The sequence below is a fragment of the Rhodococcus sp. DN22 genome (genome assembly GCF_036669995.1).
GTDB classification, from domain to species: Bacteria; Actinomycetota; Actinomycetes; order Mycobacteriales; family Mycobacteriaceae; genus Rhodococcus_F; species Rhodococcus_F erythropolis.
In genome coordinates this window covers 4152501-4176318 of sequence record NZ_CP133326.1, presented here as the reverse complement: position 1 = coordinate 4176318, position 23818 = coordinate 4152501, and the positions used below count along the sequence as shown (strand labels likewise).

Here is a 23818-nt window from a genome sequence, read left to right as displayed (position 1 = left end):
TCGGTGTGTGGGCTTGAGGTGTGGCGCGCCCGCGCATGAAGGTACGCGGTGGTAGCTCGGGCATTACCACTGTACTTTCCGAGTCTGAGGGCAAACTTTGAGAGTGGCGTGCGACACGCCACAGCGGCCCCGCGCACGTTCACGGAGAGCGAGGCGTGAGGCGAGTCTCCACTTCCGGTGTGCAGGCAATAGGATGAATACCTGTGACTCCAGCTGACCTTGCCGAACTGCTCCGCGGAACCGCAGCGAGCGTCCTTGCCGATCGTGGCCTCGACGTATCCGTGCTACCCGAAACCCTCACCGTCGAGCGACCACGCAACCCCGAGCACGGCGATTACGCCACCAACATTGCCATGCAGGTAGCCAAGAAGGTCGGCACGAATCCCCGCGAGCTGGCGGGCTGGATCGCCGAAGCCCTCACCGCTGCCGACGGAATCGAATCCGCCGAGATCGCCGGGCCCGGCTTCCTCAACATTCGGTTGGACAAGGACGCCCAGGGCGCGATCGTCGTGTCGGTTCTCGAAGCCGGTGCGTCGTACGGCTCGGGTGACTCCCTCGCCGGCAAGAAGATCAACCTCGAATTCGTCTCCGCCAACCCCACCGGACCGATTCACCTCGGTGGAACCCGTTGGGCCGCAGTCGGAGACGCGCTCGGACGCATTCTGTCCGCGCAGGGTGGTTTGGTAACACGTGAGTACTACTTCAACGATCACGGTGCCCAGATCGACCGCTTCTCGCGTTCGCTGATCGCTGCAGCGAAGGGTGAACCTGCTCCCGAAGACGGTTACGCCGGTGCATACATCGCCGACATCGCCGCCTCGGTTCTGAAGCAGCGTCCCGACGTCATGGATCTGCCTGCCGACGAGCAGCAGGAAACCTTCCGCGCCATCGGCGTCGAATTGATGTTCACGCACATCAAGCAGACCCTGCACGACTTCGGCGTCGACTTCGACGTCTACTTCCACGAGAACTCGCTCTTCGAATCCGGTGCGGTCGAGAAGGCCGTCGAATCCCTCAAGGGTTCGGGCAACCTCTTCCACGAAGACGGTGCGTGGTGGCTCAAGAGCACCGACTACGGCGACGACAAGGACCGCGTCGTCATCAAGAGCGATGGCAACGCCGCCTACATCGCCGGTGACATCGCCTACTTCCAGAACAAGCGCGCACGTGGGTTCGACCTCTGTATCTACATGCTCGGCGCCGACCATCACGGTTACATCGGCCGTCTCAAGGCTGCCGCTGCCGCATTCGGCGACGATCCGGACACCGTCGAGGTGCTGATCGGCCAGATGGTCAACCTCGTCAAGGACGGCACTGCCGTCAAGATGAGCAAGCGTGCAGGCACCGTCATCACCCTCGACGACCTGGTCGAGGCAATCGGCGTCGACGCCTCGCGTTACGTCATGATCCGCTCGTCGGTCGACTCGAGCATCGACATCGACCTCGACCTGTGGACCAAGACCAGCAGCGAGAACCCCGTCTACTACGTGCAGTACGCGCACGCACGCCTCTCGGCGATCGCTCGCAACGCCGCAGACCTCGGTCTGTCCGCCGACGCGAGCAACCTCGCCCTGCTCACCGTCGAGCAGGAGGGTGACCTCATCCGCACGATCGGCGAGTACCCACGCGTCGTGTCGAGCGCTGCGAATCTGCGTGAGCCGCACCGTATTGCCCGCTACCTCGAAGAACTCGCGGGTGCGTACCACCGCTTCTACGGCGCGTGCCGCATCCTTCCGCAAGGCGACGAAGACGCCACCGACGTGCACCGCGCGCGTCTGGCTCTCTGCGCCGCCACCCGACAGGTCCTGGCCAACGGTCTCGAACTGCTCGGCGTCACCGCACCGGAGCAAATGTGAACGCGCACCCCGCCGGCCCCAAGCACGCCGAGCAGTTGCAGGCCCCCGGCTTGCCCGACCGTCCGACCAGCCCCGAAGCCTTCGGCGAACTCTCACCGCAGGTGTGGCCGCGCAACGCTTCTCGTGGCGACGACGGTGAAGTGACCCTCGCGGGTGTCAAGGTCGGTGAACTTGCCGAGAAGTACGGCACTCCGTTGTTCGTCATCGACGAGGACGACTTCCGTTCACGCTGCCGTGACATGGCCCGCGCCTTCGGCCCGGATGCCAAGGTGCACTACGCATCCAAGGCATTCCTCTGTGGCGAGATCGCACGCTGGGTCGCCGACGAAGGCCTCTCGCTCGACGTCTGCTCCGGCGGCGAACTGGCGATCGCGTTGCACGCGGACTTCCCGGCCGAGCGAATTGCCATGCACGGCAACAACAAGTCAGTCGCCGAACTGGCCGCTGGTGTCGCCGCGGGCGTCGGACACGTCGTGCTCGACTCGTCGATCGAGATCGACCGACTCGATCGTGTCGCCGGTGAGGCCGGTGTCGTTCAGGACGTGTTGATCCGACTGACCGTCGGCGTCGAAGCGCATACCCACGAATTCATCTCCACCGCACACGAGGACCAGAAGTTCGGTTTCTCGCTGGCCGGGGGAGCGGCGATCGACGCGGTCCGTCGCGTCTTCGCTGCCGACAACTTGCGCCTGGTCGGCCTGCACAGCCACATCGGTTCGCAGATCTTCGACGTCGACGGTTTCGAGGTGGCAGCGCACCGCGTGATCGGTTTGCTCCGCGACGTCGTCACCGAGTTCGGAGTCGAGAAGACCAAGCAGATTTCGATCATCGACCTCGGCGGCGGCATGGGGATCTCGTATATCCCCTCCGACGACCCGCCGCCCGTCGACGAACTGGCAGCAAAGCTCGGCCACATCGTGCGCAACGAGTCCGCACTGGCCGGATTGCCGGAGCCGACGCTTGCCGTCGAACCCGGCCGCGCCATCGCCGGACCTGGCACGGTGACGCTCTACGAGGTCGGCACCATCAAGGACGTCACGGTGGGTAGCTCGCTGACACGCCGCTACATCAGCGTCGACGGCGGGATGAGCGACAACATCCGCACGTCCCTCTACGGTGCGGAGTACGAAGCCAAGTTGGTTTCGCGAACTTCCGAGGCTGATCCCGTCGTTGCACGTATCGTCGGTAAGCACTGCGAGTCCGGTGACGTGGTCATTCGGGACACCTGGATGCCCGAGGACGTCGGGCCCGGTGATTTACTAGCGGTAGCAGCGACCGGTGCATACTGCTATTCGATGTCGAGCAGGTACAACCTGCTCACCCGCCCAGCCGTGGTGGCGGTGCGTGACGGAGTCTCACGCGTGATTCTGCGGAGGGAAACAGTGGAAGATCTGCTCAGCTTGGAGGTATCGCAGTGACGAGCGAATCGGCGCATCGCGCTATCGGTGTGGCCGTTCTCGGCCTCGGCAACGTCGGGAGCGAGGTCGTCCGGATCATTCGTGAGCAGGCCGAGGAACTCGAAGCTCGCGTCGGCGCCCCGTTGGAACTGCGGGGGGTTGCCGTCCGCCGTATCGGCTCGGACCGCGGAATTCCCGAGGAACTGCAGACGACGGACGCCGAGTCCCTGGTCGGTCGTGACGACGTCGACATCGTGGTCGAGGTGATCGGCGGAATCGAGCTCCCTCGCAAGCTGATTCTCTCTTCCCTCAACTCCGGTAAGTCGGTCGTAACCGCCAACAAGGCGCTGCTCGCGGACCACACCGGTGAATTGGCGGAGGCTGCAGAGGCCAACTCTGTCGACCTGTACTTCGAGGCCGCTGTTGCCGGCGCGATCCCCGTGATCCGCCCGCTCACACAGTCGTTGGCCGGAGACCGTGTCAACAAGGTCGCCGGAATCGTGAACGGCACCACCAATTTCATCCTTTCGGCGATGGACGAGACCGGCGCCGACTACGAAGAGACCTTGGCCGAAGCCGGACGCCTCGGATACGCGGAAGCCGACCCGACCGCGGACGTCGAAGGCTACGACGCCGCGGCGAAGGCAGCGATCCTCGCGTCGATCGCGTTCCACACCCGCGTCACTGCCGCGGACGTGTACCGCGAAGGAATCTCCACGATCACCTCCGCCGACCTGGCTTCGGCGAAGGCACTCGACTGCACGATCAAGTTGCTCTCGATCTGCGAGCGAATCGTCACGCCCAAGGGCAAGGAGCGGATTTCCGCTCGCGTGTACCCGGCGCTGGTTCCGCTCAGCCATCCGCTGGCCTCGGTCAACGGCGCGTTCAACGCCGTTGTCGTGGAAGCAGAGAACGCCGGCCGGCTCATGTTCTACGGCCAGGGCGCAGGCGGCGCCCCCACAGCTTCCGCGGTGATGGGTGACCTGGTGATGGCTGCGCGCAACAAGGTTCACGGCGGCCGCGGCCCCCGCGAGTCCAAGTACGCCAAGCTCAAGGTCGCCCCGATGGGCGACATCCTCACGCGCTACTACGTGAACATGGAGGTCGCGGACAAGGAAGGTGTGCTGTCCGCAGTCGCCGCCGAGTTCGCCAAGCACGGCGTGAGCATCTCCGTCGTCCGCCAGGAGGGCGCCGGCGCCGGCGCGCGTCTGGTGGTCGTCACTCATGTAGCAACCGACGCGGCTCTCTCCGAGACCGTGGCGGCCCTCAACGAACTCGAATTCGTCACCGCTGTGACCAGCGTGCTGCGACTGGAAGGCACTGAACAATGACCGGCATCGTCAACCCCGTCCACAAGGCATGGCCGGGTCTCATCGAGGCATACCGGGACCGTCTCGCGATCGGTGACAACTGGAAGACCGTCACCCTGCGCGAAGGCGGCACCCCGCTCCTGCCGGCCGGCCACCTCTCCGAGATCACCGGCTGCGACGTCTACCTCAAGGTCGAGGGCCTCAACCCCACCGGTTCCTTCAAGGACCGCGGCATGACGATGGCCGTCACCGACGCCTTGGCCCGTGGCCAGCGCGCAGTTCTGTGCGCGTCCACCGGCAACACCTCCGCCTCGGCCGCTGCGTATGCAGCCAAGGCCGGCATGACCTGCGCCGTGCTCATCCCGCAGGGCAAGATCGCCATGGGCAAGCTTGCGCAGGCAGTCATGCACGGCGCCAAGATCATTCAGGTCCAGGGCAACTTCGACGACTGCCTCGAGCTGGCACGCAAGACCACGGCCGAATTCCCCACCATCGGTCTCGTCAACTCGGTCAACCCGGTGCGCATCGAAGGCCAGAAGACCGCGGCATTCGAGATCATGGACGTCCTCGGCAAGGCTCCCGACGTGCACGCACTCCCGGTCGGAAACGCCGGTAACATCACCGCGTACTGGCGCGGATACTCCGAGTACTACGCGGACGGTCTGACCACGGTCAAGCCCCGTATGCTCGGCGTCCAGGCAGCCGGTGCGGCTCCGCTGGTCAACGGTGCTCCCGTCAAGGATCCCGAAACCATCGCCACCGCAATCCGAATCGGTTCTCCCGCTTCCTGGAACGGCGCTGTCGCCGCGAAGGAAGAGTCGAACGGTGCATTCCGTGCCGCCACCGACGAGAAGATCCTCGAGGCTTACCGTCTGATCGCCGCCACCGAGGGCGTCTTCGTCGAACCGGCGTCGGCAGCCAGTGTCGCCGGCCTGCTCGCCGCACGTGCAGAGGGCTGGCTCGAGCCGGGCCTGACCGTCGTGTGCACGGTGACCGGTAACGGTCTCAAGGATCCTGACACGGCTTTGAAGGGTATGCCGAACGTCGAGCCGATCGGTGTCGATCCCGTTGCCGTCGCGGCTGCCCTCGAGCTTGCATAGTGTCCGTGGATTCATCGACCACTCCGCGGAATCCGGTGTCTGACATGACTATAACCCTGCCTATCGGCCTTTCGGTGACTGCTCGCGTCCCGGCCTCGAGTGCGAACTTGGGGCCGGGGTTCGACACCCTCGGTCTGGCGTTGGGGTTGTACGACGAAATCGTAGTCACCACAACGGATTCAGGCCTTCAGATCCGCGTCGAAGGTGAAGGCGCTGCCGACGTACCCTGGGGTCCTTCGCATCTCGTGGTCCGCGCCATCGAGCGTGGTCTCGAAGCGGCCGGAGTGTGGGCCAGTGGCCTGGACGTGTTGTGCCGCAACGCGATTCCACATTCGCGCGGGTTGGGATCCTCGGCTTCCGCGGCTGTCGGTGGATTGGCAGCAGCCAACGGTCTGGCGCGCGCTCTCGATGCCGAGATCGGCTTGACGGAAGAGCAGTTGGTTCAACTCTCGTCCGAGTTCGAAGGTCACCCGGACAACGCGTCTGCCAGTGTTCTCGGTGGCGCAGTCGTCTCGTGGAGTTGCCCACCGGCCGTCGAAGGCGACGAGCCGATCTACTCCGCGGCCAAACTCGACGTCCATCCCGACATCCGTGCTGTGGCACTGGTTCCCGAGGAGCGGTCGTCCACCGCACACACTCGCGGGCTCCTGCCCGAATTGGTTCCGCACCAGGATGCCTCGTTCAACGCGAGCCGCAGCGCGCTCGCCGTCGTTGCGCTCACTGCTCGGCCCGATCTGTTGATGGCGGCCACCGAGGATCGCCTGCATCAGGCACAGCGCGCACCCGCGCTTCCGCTCACGACGCGATGGATCGGGATCCTGCGCGAGGCGGGTATTGCTGCGACCGTTTCCGGAGCCGGCCCCACCGTGTTGGCGCTCAGCACAGAACCTTTCCCCGTCGAACTCGCGGAAGCGGCGCGGGCAGACGGACTACGTGTCCTCGAATTGGACATCGCCGACGGCGTCGAAGTATCCACGACGACGGTCTGATCCCTGCCTTGGTCCTGGTGATCGCCCACTACCGATCGGTAGTGAACTGACACACCCAGTCGTCCAAATTCTTGCCGGACTCAGGTTTGGGCGCTATCCTGGGCTATGTCCGTACATCGTGCGCGTCAGTCGCCGGTGCATCACCAGGGGGCAAAACTCCTTCCCAATCGGGGTCCACAGTCCTTGGCATGATTCTCGCAGGCATGATCCTCACGCTTGTACCTTCTCCGAAGGTTTGAATCCTCCGCGGATCGAACACTCAGAGGTTCCATCACTCTGGGGTTCAACACACGGGGGAGTGAATCGTCGACGAAGGCGCGTTGGGCAGGTTTGCGAGCGCATGAAAAGTTTGAGGCGAGAGTTTCCGACAATCATGTGACGGCGGACAAGCCGGCAGTTCTGGACAGCAACCACGTACGGCACCACCGAGTTCGGTATTCAATCGAACTGCGGGACGAACCCTCGACTTTGCGCAGTGCGAGTGAGGGAAGGAAAGGACCTCCGTGACCGATACGGACCTCATCGCCACTTCTGCACCCGCCGGGTCGGAATCAGGCGACAATTCTCAGGCGTCATCTTCAGCATCGAACGGTGCGGTGGCGACCTCCACGAAGCGTGCCGAAACGCGCCGTGGTGCCGGACTCTCCGGCATGGTGCTCACCGAACTCCGCACTCTTGCGGGTGAACTGGGCATCAAAGGCACTTCCGGCATGCGCAAGGGTGACCTGATCGCAGCCATCAAGGAGCGCCAGGGCGGCAGCGCAAAGGCTGCACCCGCACAGAGTGAACTCACTCTCGACGACGCACCCGTTGCGCGCACTCGTGCCAAGAGCACTCGCGCTGCACGCACCGAAACCCCCGCAGCCGAAACAGCTCCGGCAGCCGAGTCGGCTCCTGCCGAGGCCGCGCCTGCGCGTACCGAATCCGCCGAGGATTCCGATCAGAGCGCACCCCGTCGCGGACGTCAGCGTCGCGGCGCCGCTCGTCGTGCAGGTTCACCCGACCAGGGTGAACTGAGCATCGAGCAGGAAGCTCCTTCGGCGAAGTCCGACACGGACACCGCGAAGGCCGCCGATACTTCGAAGGTCGCCGAGACCGCCAAGGCCGAGGCTCCGGCCGAGCGTCCTGCGCGCACCGAGGGCAAGTCCGACGCTGATCAGGCTCCCGCCGAGCAGGGCAACGAGCGTCCCCGCCGCGAGCGAAACCGGGACAACCAGGGCCAGCGGGACAACCAGGGCCAGCGCGAGAACCAGGGCAACCGGGGCAACCAGGATCGCCAGGATCGCCAGGACCGTCAGGATCGCGGCAATCAGAACAACGCCGGCCAGAACAACGCCGGTCCTCGCACGGACAACCGCAACAACGGGCCGGACGACGACGAAGAGGGTGGACGCGGACGCCGGGGACGCCGTTTCCGCGAGCGCCGTGGCCGTGGTCGCGATCGCGGTGAGGGTGGTGCACCCAACGATTCGCGCGAGACCGAGATTCGTGAGGACGACGTCCTTCAGCCGGTCGCCGGCATCCTCGACGTCCTCGACAATTACGCCTTCGTGCGTACGTCCGGGTACCTCGCCGGTCCCAACGACGTCTACGTCTCCATGAACCTGATCCGCAAGAACGGCCTTCGCCGTGGCGACGCCATCACCGGTGCCGTCCGCGTCTCGCGTGACGGTGAGCAGGGCAGCCAGCGTCAGAAGTTCAACCCGCTGGTCCGTATCGACACGGTCAACGGCGGCGACGTCGAGGCCGCGAAGAAGCGCCCCGAGTTCAACAAGCTCACGCCGCTGTACCCGAACCAGCGTCTGCGCCTCGAGACCGAGCAGCACATTCTCACCACGCGTGTCATCGACCTGGTGATGCCCATCGGTAAGGGCCAGCGCGCCCTCATCGTGAGCCCGCCCAAGGCCGGTAAGACCAGCGTGTTGCAGGCGATCGCGAATGCCGTCGCCACCAACAATCCTGAGTGCTACCTGATGGTCATCCTCGTGGACGAGCGTCCCGAGGAAGTGACCGACATGCAGCGCAGCGTGAAGGGTGAGGTCATTTCCTCCACCTTCGACCGCCCGCCGGGAGATCACACCGCAGTTGCCGAGCTGGCAATCGAGCGTGCGAAGCGCCTGGTCGAGATGGGTAAGGACGTCGTCGTACTGCTCGACTCCATCACGCGTCTGGGTCGTGCGTACAACAACTCCTCGCCGGCGTCGGGACGCATCCTCTCCGGTGGTGTCGACTCGACGGCGCTCTACCCGCCGAAGCGTTTCCTCGGTGCTGCCCGCAACATCGAGAACGGTGGATCGCTCACCATCATCGCTACCGCAATGGTCGAGACCGGATCCACCGGCGACACCGTGATCTTCGAAGAGTTCAAGGGCACCGGCAACGCCGAGCTCAAGCTCGATCGCAAGATCGCCGAACGCCGCGTGTTCCCGGCCGTGGACGTCAACCCGTCCAGCACGCGTAAGGACGAGTTGCTCCTGAGCCCGGACGAAGCTGCGGTGCTGCACAAGCTCCGTCGCGTCCTGTCCGGTCTGGACTCGCATCAGGCCATCGATCTGCTGATCGATCGACTGAAGAAGAGCAAGAACAACCTCGAGTTCCTGATGCAGGTCTCCAAGACCGCACCGGGTGCGATCGACGACTGATCGATTCGACGTCGAAAGGCCCACAACCAGCTGGTTGTGGGCCTTTTGCGTGGGCGGAACAAAACCGAGCGACAGTGCGTTGACAACTTCGTACAGCCACCCCGAGGCGTGCGAGACGCGGATTATCCGGTGAGGTACCGCATCTGGCATACTGAACGGCCGAGTCCGGTTCCGGTTCACGATGTCGATTGGCGACGTCGACCCGGCGACCATTGAAAGGGACACCATGAAGGCAGGAATCCACCCAACCTACGTAGCGACCACCGTCGTCTGCGGTTGCGGTAACACGTTCGAGACCCACAGCACCAAGGAGTCCGGACGCATCAACGTCGAGGTTTGCTCGCAGTGCCACCCGTTCTACACGGGCAAGCAGAAGATTCTCGACACCGGTGGACGCGTCGCTCGCTTCGAGGCTCGCTACGGCAAGCGCGCAGACAGCAAGGTCCCGGCCACCGAGTCCTAGCTGTTCCGCCGACGCCCGATCTGCCATGCGCAGATCGGGCGTCGGCTTTTTTGTGCCTGCACTCGGTTTGCGCGTTTCCCGGGTCCCGGCGTCGAAATACCTTCAAGCGCGCACCGTAGGAATCGAAACTCAGAGCGGAGCGAACCATGGCAGGCGCAACCCAGCCCTCGGCCATCGACGACATCTTGGCGGAGCACGCCGGTCTCGAAGCACAGATGTCCGATCCGGCGCTGCACAACGACCCTGCCGCTGCCAGGCGCGTCGGTAAGCGGTTCTCCGAGCTCTCGCCGATCATGTCGACGTACAACAAGCTCACCGCTGCGCAGGACGATCTGGAAGCCGCGCGCGAACTAGCCGCCGACGATTCCAGCTTCGCCGCCGAGATCCCCGATCTCGAAGCCGAGGTCGCGCAGCTCGAGCAGACGCTTACCGATCAGTTGGCGCCGCGTGATCCGCATGACGGCGACGACATCGTCCTCGAAGTGAAGTCCGGTGAGGGCGGCGAAGAATCCGCGCTCTTCGCCTCGGACCTGGCCCGCATGTACGTCCGCTACGCGGAACGGCATGGCTGGCGCGTCGAGATTCTCGACGCGACGGTCTCCGATCTCGGCGGATACAAGGAAGCCACGCTGTCGATCAAGAGCAAGTCGGACACCCCGGACGGAGTGTGGGCGCGGCTGAAGTTCGAGGGCGGCGTTCACCGCGTCCAGCGAGTGCCCGTCACCGAATCCCAGGGACGCGTTCACACTTCGGCTGCCGGCGTTCTGGTCTACCCGGAGCCCGAAGAGGTCGAGCAGGTCCAGATCGACGAAAGTGACCTGCGTATCGACGTCTACCGTTCGTCCGGCAAGGGCGGTCAGGGCGTCAACACGACCGACTCTGCTGTCCGAATCACGCACCTTCCGACCGGCATCGTCGTCACCTGCCAGAACGAGCGTTCGCAGCTCCAGAACAAGGCGCGCGCCATGCAGGTCCTTGCAGCCCGTTTGCAGGTAGTCGCCGAGGAAGCCGCGGACGCTGAAGCGTCGGCAGGTCGCCAGAGTCAGGTTCGGACGGTGGACCGTTCGGAGCGCATCCGCACCTACAACTTCCCCGAGAACCGCATCACCGATCACCGCATCGGATTCAAGTCGCACAACCTCGACGCGGTGCTCGACGGTGAGCTCGACGCACTTCTCGATGCATTGGGCAAGGCGGACCGAGAGGCGCGTCTCGCGGCCGAGTAGATGCAGACCATGACTGACCTCCATCCCGCCGGGAACTCGGTGAACCGCGTGTCGGTCGAGCGTGGCAGGCTGTACCCGTGAGTCGACTTCCACTTCGTTTGGCGCTGATCGAAGCTGCAAAACAGCTCGACGCCGCAGGTGTGCCCAGCCCACGCACCGACGCCGAGTTGTTGGCATCCCACCTGCTCGGGGTCGAACGCACGCGTCTCGGACTGATTCCGTTGGTCGATCCCGAGGTCATCGCGGCGTTCGACGAGTTGGTTGCCCAACGGGTGAAGCGGATTCCGTTGCAGCACATCATCGGAGTCGCGTCGATGGGCAACATCGACGTCGCTGTCGGGCCGGGTGTCTTCATTCCGCGGCCGGAAACCGAACTGCTCATGGGTTGGGCACTCTCGTTCCTCGAAGGTTGCGGAAGCAAGCCGCCGGTAGTTCTGGACCTGTGTACGGGATCGGGTGTACTCGCGCTGTCCATCGCCGAGGCCCGTCCGGACGCCGTCGTTCACGCCGTGGAGAAGGAGCCCGCCGCGTTGGCGTGGGCGCGTCGTAATGCTGCCGACCGCGAGGCCGCCGGTGATACACCGATCCATCTGCATCAGGGCGATGTCACCGATCGGAACCTGTTGCCAGGGCTCGAGGGCGGCGTCGATCTGGTCGTGTCCAATCCGCCGTACATCCCCGAAGGCGTGCAATTGCAGCCTGAGGTCATGGATTACGACCCGCACACCGCGTTGTTCGGTGGCGTCGACGGTCTGTCCGTCATCAAACCCATGATCAGCAACATCGCGCGGTGGCTTCGAATCGGCGGCGCGGCAGGCATCGAGCACGACGACACCAACGGGGACGGCGTCGCTGCGCTGTTCTCGGCGCGCCGGGTATTCGGCGAGGTCGCGCAGCATCCAGATCTTGCCGGTCGTCCGCGATTCGTCGTCGCCAGACGTGTCGCCACCGACGTCGAAGCACAGCGGAATCGAACGCCCGAAGCGCAGAGTGAAAGGATGGCTGAGTGAGCACCGTGTACGACTGCAGTCAGACAGATTCCCGAACCGCAGGCTTGGCCGCCGCGAAGAACGCGCTCAAGGCCGGCCGACTCGTAGTTCTCCCTACCGACACCCTTTACGGACTCGCCGCCGACGCGTTCGACAGCGAAGCTGTCACGAGTCTTTTGCGCGCCAAGGGACGCGGGCGAGACATGCCCGTCCCGGTTCTGGTCGGATCGTGGAACACCATCGACGGGCTCGTCTACAGCGTGCGCCCGCAGGCACGGGATCTGATCCGCGCATTCTGGCCCGGCGGACTGAGCCTGGTCGTCGAGCAGGCGCCTTCACTTGCCTGGGACCTCGGTGATACCCGCGGAACCGTCATGCTCCGCATGCCCCTCCACCCGGTTGCCCTCGAACTGTTGCGCGATGTCGGACCGCTTGCCGTCTCGAGCGCCAACATCTCGGGGCGTCCGCCGGCAACTACCGTCGAGGAAGCCCGAGATCAGCTCGGCGGATCTGCCAGCGTGTATCTCGACGGGGGCAAGGCCGAACACGCCGTTGCTTCCACGATCGTCGACCTGACCGGCAATTCACCGCGTATCTTGCGAGTGGGTGCCGTCTCGGCAGAATCCATCGCCGAGGTATTGGGCACCAGTCCGGAAAGTCTCGTAGAGGGAGTTTCGTAACGATGGTCGGCGCCGGCGGCGAGCGCGCGGGGGAATCCACGTATTGGGGACCGGATTTCGGTGAGCTTGCCACGGCAGACCCCGAGATCGCGGCTGTTGCGCTGGCCGAACTCGAGCGTCAGCGCGACGGACTTCAACTCATCGCGAGCGAGAACTTCACCAGCCCCTCGGTACTGGCTGCCTTGGGTTCGACCCTGAGCAACAAGTACGCCGAGGGCTATCCGGGTCGGCGTTACTACGGCGGGTGCGAGTACGTCGACGTAGCCGAGAATCTGGCGATCGATCGGGCAAAGGCGCTGTTCGGCGCCGAGCACGTCAACGTCCAACCGCATTCGGGGGCCACTGCGAATCTCGCGGTGTACGCCGCATTCGCCAAGCCCGGCGACACCGTATTGGCGATGAGTCTGCCGCACGGTGGGCATCTGACTCACGGGTCTCGCGTCAGCTTTTCTGGGCAGTGGTTCACCACCGTTCCCTATCACGTCGATTCGGCCACCGAATTGATCGACTACGACGAGGTTCGCACCCTGGCTCTGGCGCACAAGCCGAAAATCATCGTCGCCGGCGCGACCGCGTACTCCCGCACCATCGACTTCGCAGCCTTCCGCTCGATCGCAGACGAGGTCGGTGCGATCCTGTGGGTCGACGCCGCCCACTTCATCGGACTGGTGGCAGGCCGGGCGATACCTTCGTGCGTTCCGTACGCCGACGTCGTCTCCGCGACGACGCACAAAGTCCTCAGAGGCCCGCGCGGCGGAATGATCCTGTGCCGCAGCGAGCATGCCTCGGCTGTAGATCGCGCGGTGTTCCCCTTCATTCAAGGCGGCCCGATGATGCATGCGATCGCCGGGAAAGCGGTTGCGTTCAAAGAGGCGTCGACGCCGGAATATCGTTGGTATGCACAGGAAGTGGTTGCCAACGCATCGGCGCTCGCGCTGTCGTTGGAAGCTCGCGGTCTGCGCACCGTGTCCGGTGGAACCGACACACATCTGGCGCTTCTCGACCTGCGCGCAAGCGGTGTCACCGGCGTCGACGCCGAGCGTAGGTGCGGACTGGCTTCGATCACGCTCAACAAGAACGCGATTCCGTTCGATCCGCAGTCGCCCGCCGTCACGTCCGGAATCCGCGTCGGGTCCGCGGCCGTGACGACCCAGGGTTTCAACCGCTCCGACATGAGCGTGGTGGGGGAGTTGATCGCGCGCGCAGTTGTCGCGGACCCCGCCACCACGTCAGGAGAGGCCGAGTTGGCAGCAGTTGCCGACGGCGTTCGCGAACTGGTCCGGGCAAAGCCTGCCTATGCCCGCCAGACGGGTGATCTCGAGCAGTGATCACTTCCTACGAGGCGACCACGTATCTGGCACAGGGTGGCGGGGGAGCGGGTGTTCCCATCCGTGAACTTTTGCTCGTGCTGTGTACGGCGGCGGTGGTGACCTACCTGGCGACTGGCGCAGTCCGGTTGTTGGCGCTGCGGTTCGGCGCTGTCGCGATTCCTCGTGATCGGGACGTTCACGTCGAGCCGATTCCGCGCCTCGGTGGCGTCGGAATGTATATCGGCATGGCTGTCGGTCTGCTGTTTGCGCAGCAATTACCCGCGCTCACAAGAGGTTTCGGCTTCGGCAGTCCTGACGTACACGCTGCGCTCGTAGCTGGCGCCGTCATCGTCCTCGTGGGTGTGATCGACGACAGGTGGGGCCTCGACGCCCTCACCAAATTTGTCGGTCAGGTGACTGCTGCCGGCGTTCTCGTGGTGATGGGCGTCAGCTGGTTCATCATCTACAACCCGTTCGGCGGTGACGGTGGGTCCACCATCATCCTCGATCAGATTCAATCCGGACTGTTCACCGTTGCTGTTGCCGTCGCGACCATCAACGCCATGAATTTTGTCGACGGTCTCGACGGATTGGCCGCCGGGTTGGGTCTGATCGCGGCGCTCGCCATCCTCATCTTCTCGATCGGTCTTCTCCACGATCAGGGCGGCGACGCGAGTGTCTACCCGCCGGCGATGATCGCGGCGGCTTTGGCAGGCGCTTGTCTCGGTTTTCTTCCACACAACTTCAATCCAGCGCGCATTTTCATGGGCGATTCCGGGTCGATGTTGATCGGTCTCATGCTGGCCGCGATCTCCACCAGCGCATCCGGTCGTATTCCGCTCACTGCCTACGGAACCCGCGACCTCGTCGGCCTCCTCGCGCCGTTGTTGCTGGTCGGGGCTGTGATGTTCATCCCGATGCTGGACATGCTCCTGGCCGTGATCCGCCGGACGAAAGCGGGCGTCAGTCCATTCAGTCCGGACAAGATGCACCTGCATCATCGCCTCTTGCAGATCGGACACACGCACCGACGAGTTGTGCTGGTCATCTACCTGTGGGTCAGCGTCCTGGCGTTCGGTGCCGTCGGATCCTCGCTGCTCAATCGTCAGCTGGTTGTTGTACTCGTCGCGGCCGGTTTGGTTCTTGCGTTGTTCTTCACTGCGGTGCCTTCGCTGATCGATCGCAAGCAGCAGCGTCGCTAGCCAAGTTTTCCGATCCATTACCCTTGGGCATCGTGACGAACACGCCGCAGCCTGTACCTGCCTCGCAACCCATCCCTGATTCGACCGCCGCCATGAAGTCGGCCGTGAAGTGGGGTGTGATGGGGCTGATCGCGCTGGCCGTGGTCGGCGCGCTCCTGGGTGGGCTCTTCGCCGGTAAGGAAGGCGTCTACGGCGCTCTGATCGGCGCAGCCGTCGGCGGCGGGTTCATCTTGTTCACGGCGTTGGGCGTGCTGCTCACAGCGAAGCTGCCTGCGCTCACGGCCGGTGCCGTTCTGCTCGGTACCTGGCTGCTGAAGATGATTCTCGCGATGGTGGTTCTCTTTGTCCTCTCGGACATGGATTTCTACAACAAGACCGCCCTCGTCCTGGTCATCATCATGTCGCTGGTCGTGGTGCTCGGTGCGGAGACTTACGGCGTCCTGGGAACCAAAACTCCGTACGTCGATCCCACTCCCAGCAGCAACGTCGACGACGACGAGTAGTACTACAAGAGGTAACTAATCGGACTTCCAGGTACCCCATCTACACAATGTCGTAGATGACTTGATAAGGTTCGGTTCAAGCGAGAGCAATGGTGGGCCGAGTAACACTCAGCCGACGATGCCATGTGCTCGCAGGTGGTCGAAATTCTGACCACTGAGTCGACGAGAGTCGCCGACACCGACAGACGCCAGGCCCCTCTAGGGTTCTCCAGCTGCTGACGAATGCGCGAGTCGAACTTGTCGACTTGTAGATCGTCAATGTCCGATCGAACCGCAGTCAATGATGGCTGCGGACCGACTACGGGAGAGAACGCTGAGCGTCACCACCCTGGCCGCGGATGAATTCCATGCGCCGTCACTAGACGATTTTTTCCCGCCCTCCGTGTTGATTCACGCGGGCCCCTTCGAGCTCGACCGTCTGATGCTGATTCGTCTGCTGATGTCGGTGCTGGTCGCAGCCTTCTTCGTGATCGCGATGCGCAGCCCTCGATTGGTTCCCCGCGGACTTCAGAACGCCGCTGAGCTTGCGCTCGACTTCGTTCGGATCAACATCGCCGAGGAGATCCTGGGCAAGGAACAGGGCAAGCGCTTCCTGCCGGTCATCACGACGATCTTCTTCATCGTGGTCGCCAGCAACCTGGCCAGCATCATTCCTTTCCTGAACATCTCGCCGAACGCACGAATCGGTATGCCCCTGGTACTCGCGGCGCTCGCCTACATCGTGTTCAACTACGTCGGAATCAAGAAGTACGGCTTCTTCAAGTACGTCAAGAGCAGCATCGTCGTTCCCGGCGTCCCGCTGCCCCTGCACTTCTTGTTGGTGCCCATCGAGTTCATCTCGACCTTCATCCTGCGCCCGTTCACGCTGATGGTTCGTCTCATGGCCAACATGTTGGCCGGCCACATCCTGCTGGTGCTGTTCTTCAGCGCGACGAACTACTTCTTCTTCGTGTCCGGCGGATTCCAGGCGATCTTCGGTGTTCCGTCGATCATTGCCGGTATCGCATTCACGTTCTTCGAGCTGCTGGTCATCTTCCTGCAGGCTTACGTGTTCGCGCTGCTGACCGCGGTGTACATCGATCTGGCGCTCCACGCCGACGAGCACTGACCTTTTACCTCCTCACCAGCTACACCAAGAACTGAGCCTCTTGCCGAATCCGGCGGAGGTCAACAGAAAGGGAATGGAACACCATGAGCATCGCTTACCTCGCTCAGGAAGTTGTCGAGACCAAGTCGCGCGGCTACGGAGCCATCGGCTACGGCCTCGCAGCAATCGGCCCCGGCATCGGCGTGGGCATCGTTGTGGGCAAGGCAATCGAAGGCATGGTCCGCCAGCCCGAGATGGCCGGCCAGGTTCGTACCACCATGTTCCTCGGTATTGCATTCACCGAGGCCCTCGCGCTGATCGGCCTCGTCGCCGGCTTCATCTTCTAAGACCGACATGGCAGCCACCATCGCAATTCTCGCGGCGGAGGGGACGACTGAACACAATCCCCTCATCCCCGAGACATACGACATCGTGTGGTCCGCGGTCGCGCTCGTAGTAGTTGGTTTCGTCTTCTGGAAGCTCGTTCTTCCGAAGTTCCAGAAGGTCTTGGCCGAACGCACCGAGCAGATCGAGGGCGGCATCAAGAAAGCCGAAGACGCACAGGCGGAGGCAGCAGCAGCGCTCGAGCAGTACCGCGCGCAGCTCGCCGAAGCTCGTACCGAGGCAGCGCAGATCCGTGAGGAAGCGCGTACCCAGGGTCAGCAGATCATCGCTGACATGAAGGTTCAGGCGCAGGACGAGAGCGACCGCATCGTGGCCGCAGGCCACAGCCAGCTCGTCGCCCAGCGTCAGCAGATTGTCGCTGAGCTCCGCTCGGATCTCGGCAAGACCGCTGTAGACCTGGCCGAGAAGGTCATCGGGGAGTCCCTCGCCGACGACGTGAAGCGCGCCGGAACGGTTGATCGTTTCCTCAACGAGCTCGACACCGTCAGCGCTGATTCAGCCAGGAAGTGAGCAACATGTACGCAGCGAGCCGTGAAGCCTTGGCGCAGACTCGTTCTGCGCTGAGCAGTGCCCTGGGCGCCGTCTCTGCAGGAGCCGCAACTGCTGCTTCTGCTCAGGCTGGGTCCGAGCTCTTCTCGGTGGTCGAGGTACTCGACGGCCAGCGCGCTCTTCGCAGCGCGCTGGCTGACGCTTCGGCACCGGCCGCTGGTCGCCAGGCTTTGGCAGAGCAGTTGTTCTCCGGAAAGGTCGGCGCCGAGGCGCTCGCCACCGTGAAGGCAGCTGCAGGCCAGGACTGGTCTGCGGCCCGCGACTTGGTCAACTCGCTCGAACTGCTCGGACGCGAAGCTCTGCTCCGCGCCGCAGCCGATCAGAGCCAGTTGGACACCGTTGAGGACGAGCTCTTCCGTCTCGGTCGCATCGTGGCAGGGGATCCCAGCCTGGAGCAGACGCTCTCGGATCTGTCGGTTCCCGCAGCCCGCAAGCGTGAGTTCCTCTCCCGCTTGCTCTACGGCAAGGTCACCGCGGTCACCGAGGCACTCGCCGGACAGGCTGTCGGCCGGTTGAAGTCTGCACCCGCAGACACTTTCGATCAGCTGTCGAATCTTGCCGCAGCGCAGCGCGATACCACCGTTGCTCACGTTCGCAGCGCCTCGGCGTTGAGCTCGGAGCAGTCGGATCGCTTAGCGAGCACTCTTACCCGCACCTACGGGAAGCCGGTAGCAGTGCACGTCGAGGTCGATCCAGAACTCCTCAGCGGCTTGGTCGTCCGGGTGGGCGACGAGGTTATCGACGGCAGCGCAGCGGGTCGACTCGCAGCACTGCGGAAGAACCTCAAGTAGTCCTTCAGCCGAACACATACTCCAGATCTTTTCGAAGACCAGACACCGAGAGCAGGAAAAACATGGCGGAGCTGACGATCTCCTCCGACGAGATCCGTAGCGCGATCGACAACTACACCGCGAGCTACTCCCCGGAGGCCTCCCGTGAGGAGGTCGGCACAGTGACCGACACCAGTGACGGCATTGCGCACGTCTCTGGCCTGCCTTCGGCTATGTCCAACGAGCTGTTGGAGTTCCCCGGTGGAATCGTCGGCGTCGCGCTCAACCTGGATGCCACCGAAATCGGTGCCGTCATCCTTGGCGATTACCAGAACATTCAAGAAGGCCAGGAAGTAAAGCGCACGGGCGACGTTCTGTCGGTTCCCGTCGGCGATGCTTTCCTCGGCCGTGTCATCGACCCGCTGGGTGCGCCCATCGACGGCCTCGGCGAGATCGAGAGCACCGAGAACCGCGCACTCGAGCTCCAGGCCGCTTCGGTGCTCGAGCGCCAGCCGGTCGAAGAGCCGCTCCAGACCGGTATCAAGGCTATCGACGCCATGACACCGATCGGCCGCGGCCAGCGCCAGCTCATCATCGGCGACCGCAAGACCGGCAAGACCGCGGTCTGCATCGACGCCATCCTGAACCAGAAGGCCAACTGGGATTCCGGCGATGTCAACAAGCAGGTGCGCTGCATCTACGTTGCCATCGGTCAGAAGGGTTCCACCATCGCGGGCGTCAAGGCTGCCCTCGAGGAGAAGGGCGCGATGGAATACACCACCATCGTTGCTGCTCCGGCATCTGATTCCGCAGGCTTCAAGTGGCTCGCACCGTACACCGGCTCGGCCATCGGCCAGCACTGGATGTACCAGGGCAAGCACGTTCTGGTCGTGTTCGACGACCTGACCAAGCAGGCAGAGGCGTACCGCGCCATCTCGCTGCTGCTGCGTCGCCCGCCGGGACGCGAGGCTTACCCCGGTGACGTCTTCTACTTGCACTCCCGTCTGCTGGAGCGTTCGGCGAAGCTGTCCGACGCACTCGGCGGTGGCTCGCTGACGGCTCTGCCGATCATCGAGACCAAGGCGAACGACGTCTCGGCTTACATCCCGACCAACGTCATCTCCATCACCGACGGTCAGGTGTTCCTCGAGTCCGACCTGTTCAACAAGGGCGTTCGCCCCGCGATCAACGTCGGTATCTCGGTCTCCCGCGTCGGTGGCGCTGCACAGACCAAGGGCATGAAGAAGGTTTCCGGTTCGCTGCGTCTGGAACTGGCTCAGTTCCGTGAGCTCGAAGCGTTCTCCGCCTTCGCTTCTGACCTCGACGCTGCCTCCAAGGCTCAGCTCGAGCGCGGCGCCCGTCTGGTCGAGCTGCTCAAGCAGGATCAGTACAGCCCGATCCCCGTCGAGGACCAGATCGTCTCGATCTACCTGGCCGGCGAAGGCATCTTCGACAGCGTTCCGATCGGCGACGTCCGTCGCTTCGAGAAGGAACTGCTCGAAGACCTCAAGCACTCGGCTGCTGGCGTCTACTCCAGCATCAACGGCGGTAAGGCACTCGATGCCGACAACGCTGCTGAGCTGATCGCCGCAACGAACAAGTTCAAGGAAGGCTTCATCGCATCCGACGGAAGCCGGGTCGTGAACGAAGCCGAGGCTGACGCTTTGGGCGCCGACGAGGTCGCGAACGAGCAGATCAACGTCAAGCGCAAGACCGTCAGCAAGTGACGTACGCGCCCATGTCACTGCGAATTCCGAAGGGAGAGTGATTGATCGATGGCGAGCATTCTCGAATTGCGGTCTCGTATCAAGTCGGTCAACTCGACCAAGAAGATCACCAAGGCACAGGAACTGATCGCGACTTCGCGTATCACCAAGGCTCAGATTCGCGTCGCCGCGTCCAAGCCGTATGCCGAGGAGATCACGAAGGTACTCACCGAATTGGCGAGTGCGTCTGCTTCGCTCGATCACCCGTTGCTCAACGAGCGTCCGGAGCCCAAGCGGGCAGCGGTCCTCGTTGTCACCAGTGACCGCGGCATGTGTGGTGGCTACAACTCCAACGTCCTCAAGCAGGCAGAAGAGCTCATGGCTCTCCTCCGCAGCGAGGGCAAGGAGCCGGTCGTGTACGTGCTCGGTTCCAAGGGGCTCGGCTACTACACGTTCCGCGGCCGCGACATCGGTGCTGCGTGGACGGGCTTCTCGCAGGATCCGGGTTACTCGGATGCAGCGAAGGCCAGCCGCCACCTGGTGGAGCTGTTCATGGCTGGTTCGGGTAACCAGGTTGCCGCTCCGAACGGTGAAGGCACGATCGAGGGCGTCGACGAACTCCATATCGTCTACACCCGCTTTGTGTCGATGCTGACGCAGACTCCCGAGGTTCGCCGTATGGCTCCTCTCGAGGTCTTCGTGTCGGAAGAGCGCATCGAACTCGGTGACGACATGCTGACCAACGGCCACGACGACGACCATGACAATGGCCCCGTCGCGGACTTCAGCTTCGAGCCCGAGCCCGAGAAGCTTCTCGGTGCTCTTCTCCCGAAGTACGTCAGCACTCGTATCTTCTCGTCGCTTCTCGATGCTGCGGCATCGGAGTCGGCAGCCCGTCGTACTGCCATGAAGGCCGCGACGGACAACGCAAACGAACTGGTGAACACGTTGAGCCGTCAGGCCAACCAGGCTCGCCAGGCCCAGATCACCCAGGAAATCAGCGAGATCGTCGGCGGCGCCAACGCGCTCGCCTCGAGCGCAGGAAGTGACTAGCACATGACCGCAGCAGTAACCGAAAACAACGGGGCAGGTTCGGCTTCGGCCGTAGCCGGCCGCGTCGTGCGGGTCATCGGTCCCGTCGTGGACGTTGAATTCCCGCGTGGCGCTGTTCCTGAACTGTTCAACGCCCTGAACGCCGAGATCACGCTTCCCTCGGTCGCCAAGACGCTGACGCTCGAGGTCGCACAGCACCTCGGTGACAACCTGGTCCGCACCGTCTCCATGCAGCCCACCGACGGACTCGTCCGCGGCACTGCAGTGACCGACTCGGGCAAGCCGATCTCGGTTCCCGTCGGTGACGTCGTCAAGGGCCACGTGTTCAACGCACTGGGCGATTGCCTCGACACCCCCGGCCTCGGCCGCGACGGCGAGCAGTGGGGCATCCACCGCAAGCCACCAGCCTTCGATCAGCTCGAAGGTAAGACCGAGATCCTCGAGACGGGCATCAAGGTCATCGACCTTCTCACCCCGTATGTCAAGGGTGGAAAGATCGGCCTGTTCGGTGGCGCCGGCGTCGGCAAGACCGTTCTGATCCAGGAAATGATCACGCGTATCGCTCGCGAGTTCTCGGGCACCTCGGTGTTCGCAGGCGTCGGTGAGCGTACCCGTGAGGGCACCGACCTCCACCTGGAAATGGAAGAGATGGGCGTCCTCCAGGACACCGCCCTTGTCTTCGGCCAGATGGACGAGCCGCCCGGAACGCGTATGCGCGTCGCCCTGTCCGCACTGACGATGGCGGAGTACTTCCGCGACGTCCAGGGCCAGGACGTTCTGCTGTTCATCGACAACATCTTCCGCTTCACGCAGGCAGGCTCCGAGGTTTCCACCCTCCTCGGCCGTATGCCTTCGGCAGTGGGCTACCAGCCCACGCTGGCGGACGAGATGGGTGAGCTCCAGGAGCGCATCACCTCGACTCGCGGTCGCTCGATCACCTCGCTGCAGGCTATTTACGTGCCGGCCGACGACTACACCGACCCCGCGCCGGCTACGACCTTCGCGCACCTCGATGCCACCACCGAGCTTTCGCGCCCGATTTCGCAGATGGGTATCTACCCCGCTGTGGATCCGCTGAGCTCGACCTCCCGCATCCTGGAGCCCGGCATCGTCGGTGCCGAGCACTTCCGCGTTGCCAACGAGGTCAAGCGCATCCTGCAGAAGTACAAGGAACTGCAGGACATCATCGCTATCCTCGGTATGGACGAGCTTCAGGAAGAGGACAAGGTCCTCGTCGGCCGCGCCCGTCGTATCCAGAAGTTCCTCGGCCAGAACTTCATCGTTGCCGAGAAGTTCACCGGTGAGCCCGGCTCCGTCGTGCCGCTCCGCGACACGATCGAAGCCTTCGACCGCGTCTGCAAGGGCGAGTTCGATCACCTGCCCGAGCAGGCATTCAACAGCTGCGGTGGACTCGACGACGTCGAGGCTGCAGCCAAGAAGATGGCCGGGAAGTAGTCCACGATGGCTGAGATGACCGTAGAACTCGTTGCCGTCGAGCAGCGCTTGTGGTCTGGTTCGGCGACGCTGGTCAGCGCTCAGACCACCGAGGGTGAAATCGGAATCATGCCTGGGCATGAGCCGGTCCTCGGCCAGCTGATCGAGGGCGGAACCGTGTCGATCACCTCGGTCGACGGCGAGCGTATCGTTGCTGCGGTACACGGAGGATTCCTCTCCGTCACTGCGACGACGGTGACGATCCTTGCCGAGTCCGCGGACATGGCACAGGACATCGACGTCGAGGCAGCCAAGGCTGTCTTGGCCGAGAACTCGGGCGACCTCGAAGCGATTGCGGTCGCCAAGGGTCAGCTCCGGGCCGTCGAGCGCGCGTAAGTTACTCGAGTAAAGCCGCGACGGGAGCCGACGAACAGTGACATTCGGAATGACTGTGTTGATCATTCTGGTTGTGCTGCTCGCGGTTCTCGTCGCGGCTTTTCTGTATCGTCTGCTGGTTCTGCGTCGCGGCGGTACCGCTGCACTGCTTCGTGTTCTGCCATCTCCGGGGGACAGCGGGTGGCGTCACGGAATCATTCGCTACGGCGAAAGCACCTTTGTCTTTTTCAAACTGTCGAGTCTGCGGCCGGGCCCGGACTCCAGGATCGATCGTCAAGGTATCGAGGTCGAGAGCCGTCGTTCTCCCTCGGGTACCGAATTCGACATCATGAGCGACGACATCGTCGTGGTCAAGGTCAATGACGGCTCGTCGGCCTACGAAATCGCTTTGGACAGTGGAGCATTGACAGCGTTCCTGTCCTGGGTGGAATCGCGGCCGGACGGGCGCGCCCGTAGGCGACGCACCGCCTGACCGGTCCCGCTCAAGCCCCGGCGCCGGGCTTCCAGAGCACATCGCCTTCAGGATTTGCCACTCTTCCCATGATGAAGAGCAGATCCGACAATCTGTTGAGGTATTTCGCGGGGAGCACGCTCGTGTCCTCCGGGTTCGTATCGATGGCGGACCAAGCCGCACGCTCAGCACGCCGCGAGACGGTTCTTGCTACGTGAAGCAGGGCTCCCAAGGCGGTACCGCCCGGCAGAATGAACGAATTCAACGGTGCCAGTTGCTCATTGAGTTCATCGCACCATC

The 23818-nt window shown here is 63.5% G+C and carries 23 protein-coding genes (1 of these 23 running past the window's edge); 22 read left to right on the top strand and 1 reads right to left on the bottom strand.

The genetic code is table 11. The features are described 5' to 3' along the window. Nucleotides 1-203: 203 nt before the first annotated feature. The 22 genes from argS to RA302_RS18885 all read left to right on the top strand — a co-directional run bounded on the left by argS (nt 204) and on the right by RA302_RS18885 (nt 23539). Nucleotides 204-1856, top strand: a complete 1653-nt coding sequence (argS, locus tag RA302_RS18990; RefSeq protein ID WP_003941360.1) for an arginine--tRNA ligase — start codon at nt 204-206, stop codon at nt 1854-1856. After that, the gene (lysA, locus tag RA302_RS18985; RefSeq protein ID WP_003941384.1) at nt 1853-3274 is read left to right on the top strand and encodes a diaminopimelate decarboxylase; all 1422 of its coding nucleotides are present in this window, start codon (nt 1853-1855) and stop codon (nt 3272-3274) included. The genes argS and lysA overlap by 4 nt, the downstream gene beginning before the upstream one ends. Continuing rightward, nucleotides 3271-4584, top strand: coding sequence for a homoserine dehydrogenase (locus RA302_RS18980; RefSeq protein ID WP_007726192.1), 1314 nt, complete (start codon nt 3271-3273; stop codon nt 4582-4584). Before lysA ends, RA302_RS18980 begins: the two co-directional genes overlap by 4 nt. Then, nucleotides 4581-5663, top strand: coding sequence for a threonine synthase (gene thrC / locus RA302_RS18975; protein ID WP_003941280.1), 1083 nt, complete (start codon nt 4581-4583; stop codon nt 5661-5663). The genes RA302_RS18980 and thrC overlap by 4 nt, the downstream gene beginning before the upstream one ends. Nucleotides 5664-5707: 44 nt before the next feature. Next, on the top strand, nt 5708-6652 hold the full coding sequence (thrB, locus tag RA302_RS18970) for a homoserine kinase (protein WP_007726194.1): 945 nt from the start codon (nt 5708-5710) through the stop codon (nt 6650-6652). Nucleotides 6653-7155: 503 nt separating this feature from the next. Further along, complete coding sequence (gene rho, locus RA302_RS18965) at nt 7156-9294, top strand: transcription termination factor Rho (RefSeq protein ID WP_064075250.1); 2139 nt, start codon at nt 7156-7158, stop codon at nt 9292-9294. A gap of 226 nt (nt 9295-9520) precedes the next feature. Beyond that, a complete protein-coding gene (gene rpmE, locus RA302_RS18960) occupies nt 9521-9757 on the top strand; it encodes a 50S ribosomal protein L31 (RefSeq protein WP_003941310.1) in 237 nt (78 codons plus the stop codon). Between the two features lie 146 nt (nt 9758-9903). After that, nucleotides 9904-10983, top strand: a complete 1080-nt coding sequence (prfA, locus tag RA302_RS18955) for a peptide chain release factor 1 (RefSeq protein WP_003941341.1) — start codon at nt 9904-9906, stop codon at nt 10981-10983. A gap of 77 nt (nt 10984-11060) precedes the next feature. Then, the gene (gene prmC, locus RA302_RS18950) at nt 11061-11993 is read left to right on the top strand and encodes a peptide chain release factor N(5)-glutamine methyltransferase (RefSeq protein ID WP_007726206.1); all 933 of its coding nucleotides are present in this window, start codon (nt 11061-11063) and stop codon (nt 11991-11993) included. Further along, nucleotides 11990-12652, top strand: coding sequence for an L-threonylcarbamoyladenylate synthase (locus RA302_RS18945; RefSeq protein WP_003941345.1), 663 nt, complete (start codon nt 11990-11992; stop codon nt 12650-12652). Before prmC ends, RA302_RS18945 begins: the two co-directional genes overlap by 4 nt. 2 nt (nt 12653-12654) lie before the next feature. After that, a complete protein-coding gene (gene glyA, locus RA302_RS18940) occupies nt 12655-13980 on the top strand; it encodes a serine hydroxymethyltransferase (RefSeq protein ID WP_054186743.1) in 1326 nt (441 codons plus the stop codon). After that, nucleotides 13977-15164 (top strand): MraY family glycosyltransferase, encoded by a 1188-nt coding sequence (locus RA302_RS18935; RefSeq protein ID WP_080726516.1) that lies wholly within the window; start codon nt 13977-13979, stop codon nt 15162-15164. The genes glyA and RA302_RS18935 overlap by 4 nt, the downstream gene beginning before the upstream one ends. Before the next feature lie 92 nt (nt 15165-15256). Beyond that, a complete protein-coding gene (locus RA302_RS18930; RefSeq protein WP_020970050.1) occupies nt 15257-15667 on the top strand; it encodes a hypothetical protein in 411 nt (136 codons plus the stop codon). A gap of 280 nt (nt 15668-15947) precedes the next feature. Beyond that, nucleotides 15948-16775, top strand: a complete 828-nt coding sequence (atpB, locus tag RA302_RS18925; protein ID WP_042445557.1) for a F0F1 ATP synthase subunit A — start codon at nt 15948-15950, stop codon at nt 16773-16775. An 83-nt stretch (nt 16776-16858) separates the two neighbouring features. Further along, the gene (locus RA302_RS18920) at nt 16859-17101 is read left to right on the top strand and encodes an ATP synthase F0 subunit C (RefSeq protein ID WP_003941327.1); all 243 of its coding nucleotides are present in this window, start codon (nt 16859-16861) and stop codon (nt 17099-17101) included. 7 nt (nt 17102-17108) lie between these two features. After that, entirely contained in the window at nt 17109-17669 is a 561-nt protein-coding gene (locus RA302_RS18915; RefSeq protein ID WP_003941337.1) for a F0F1 ATP synthase subunit B, read from the top strand. A 5-nt stretch (nt 17670-17674) separates the two neighbouring features. After that, nucleotides 17675-18499: a F0F1 ATP synthase subunit delta gene (locus RA302_RS18910; RefSeq protein WP_003941304.1), complete on the top strand. Its 825-nt coding sequence runs from the start codon at nt 17675-17677 to the stop codon at nt 18497-18499. Between the two features lie 62 nt (nt 18500-18561). Next, nucleotides 18562-20205, top strand: a complete 1644-nt coding sequence (gene atpA / locus RA302_RS18905; protein WP_007726218.1) for a F0F1 ATP synthase subunit alpha — start codon at nt 18562-18564, stop codon at nt 20203-20205. 48 nt (nt 20206-20253) lie between these two features. Next, entirely contained in the window at nt 20254-21237 is a 984-nt protein-coding gene (locus RA302_RS18900; protein WP_003941320.1) for a F0F1 ATP synthase subunit gamma, read from the top strand. Between the two features lie 3 nt (nt 21238-21240). Beyond that, nucleotides 21241-22692, top strand: a complete 1452-nt coding sequence (gene atpD / locus RA302_RS18895) for a F0F1 ATP synthase subunit beta (RefSeq protein WP_003941349.1) — start codon at nt 21241-21243, stop codon at nt 22690-22692. A 6-nt stretch (nt 22693-22698) separates the two neighbouring features. After that, nucleotides 22699-23067 carry a F0F1 ATP synthase subunit epsilon gene (locus RA302_RS18890; RefSeq protein ID WP_003941287.1) on the top strand — a complete coding sequence of 123 codons (369 nt, stop codon included), beginning with the start codon at nt 22699-22701 and terminating at the stop codon, nt 23065-23067. 49 nt (nt 23068-23116) lie between these two features. Beyond that, complete coding sequence (locus RA302_RS18885; RefSeq protein WP_029255703.1) at nt 23117-23539, top strand: DUF2550 domain-containing protein; 423 nt, start codon at nt 23117-23119, stop codon at nt 23537-23539. Nucleotides 23540-23549: 10 nt separating this feature from the next. On the opposite strand, the gene RA302_RS18880 is transcribed toward RA302_RS18885, so the two are convergent. Beyond that, a protein-coding gene (locus tag RA302_RS18880) for a cob(I)yrinic acid a,c-diamide adenosyltransferase (RefSeq protein ID WP_007726220.1) crosses the window boundary here: on the bottom strand, nt 23550-23818 show its 3' portion. 304 nt of this gene lie beyond the right edge of the window; the window shows 269 of its 573 coding nt (coding positions 305-573); its start codon lies beyond the right edge, outside the window — the gene reads right to left on this strand; its stop codon occupies nt 23550-23552.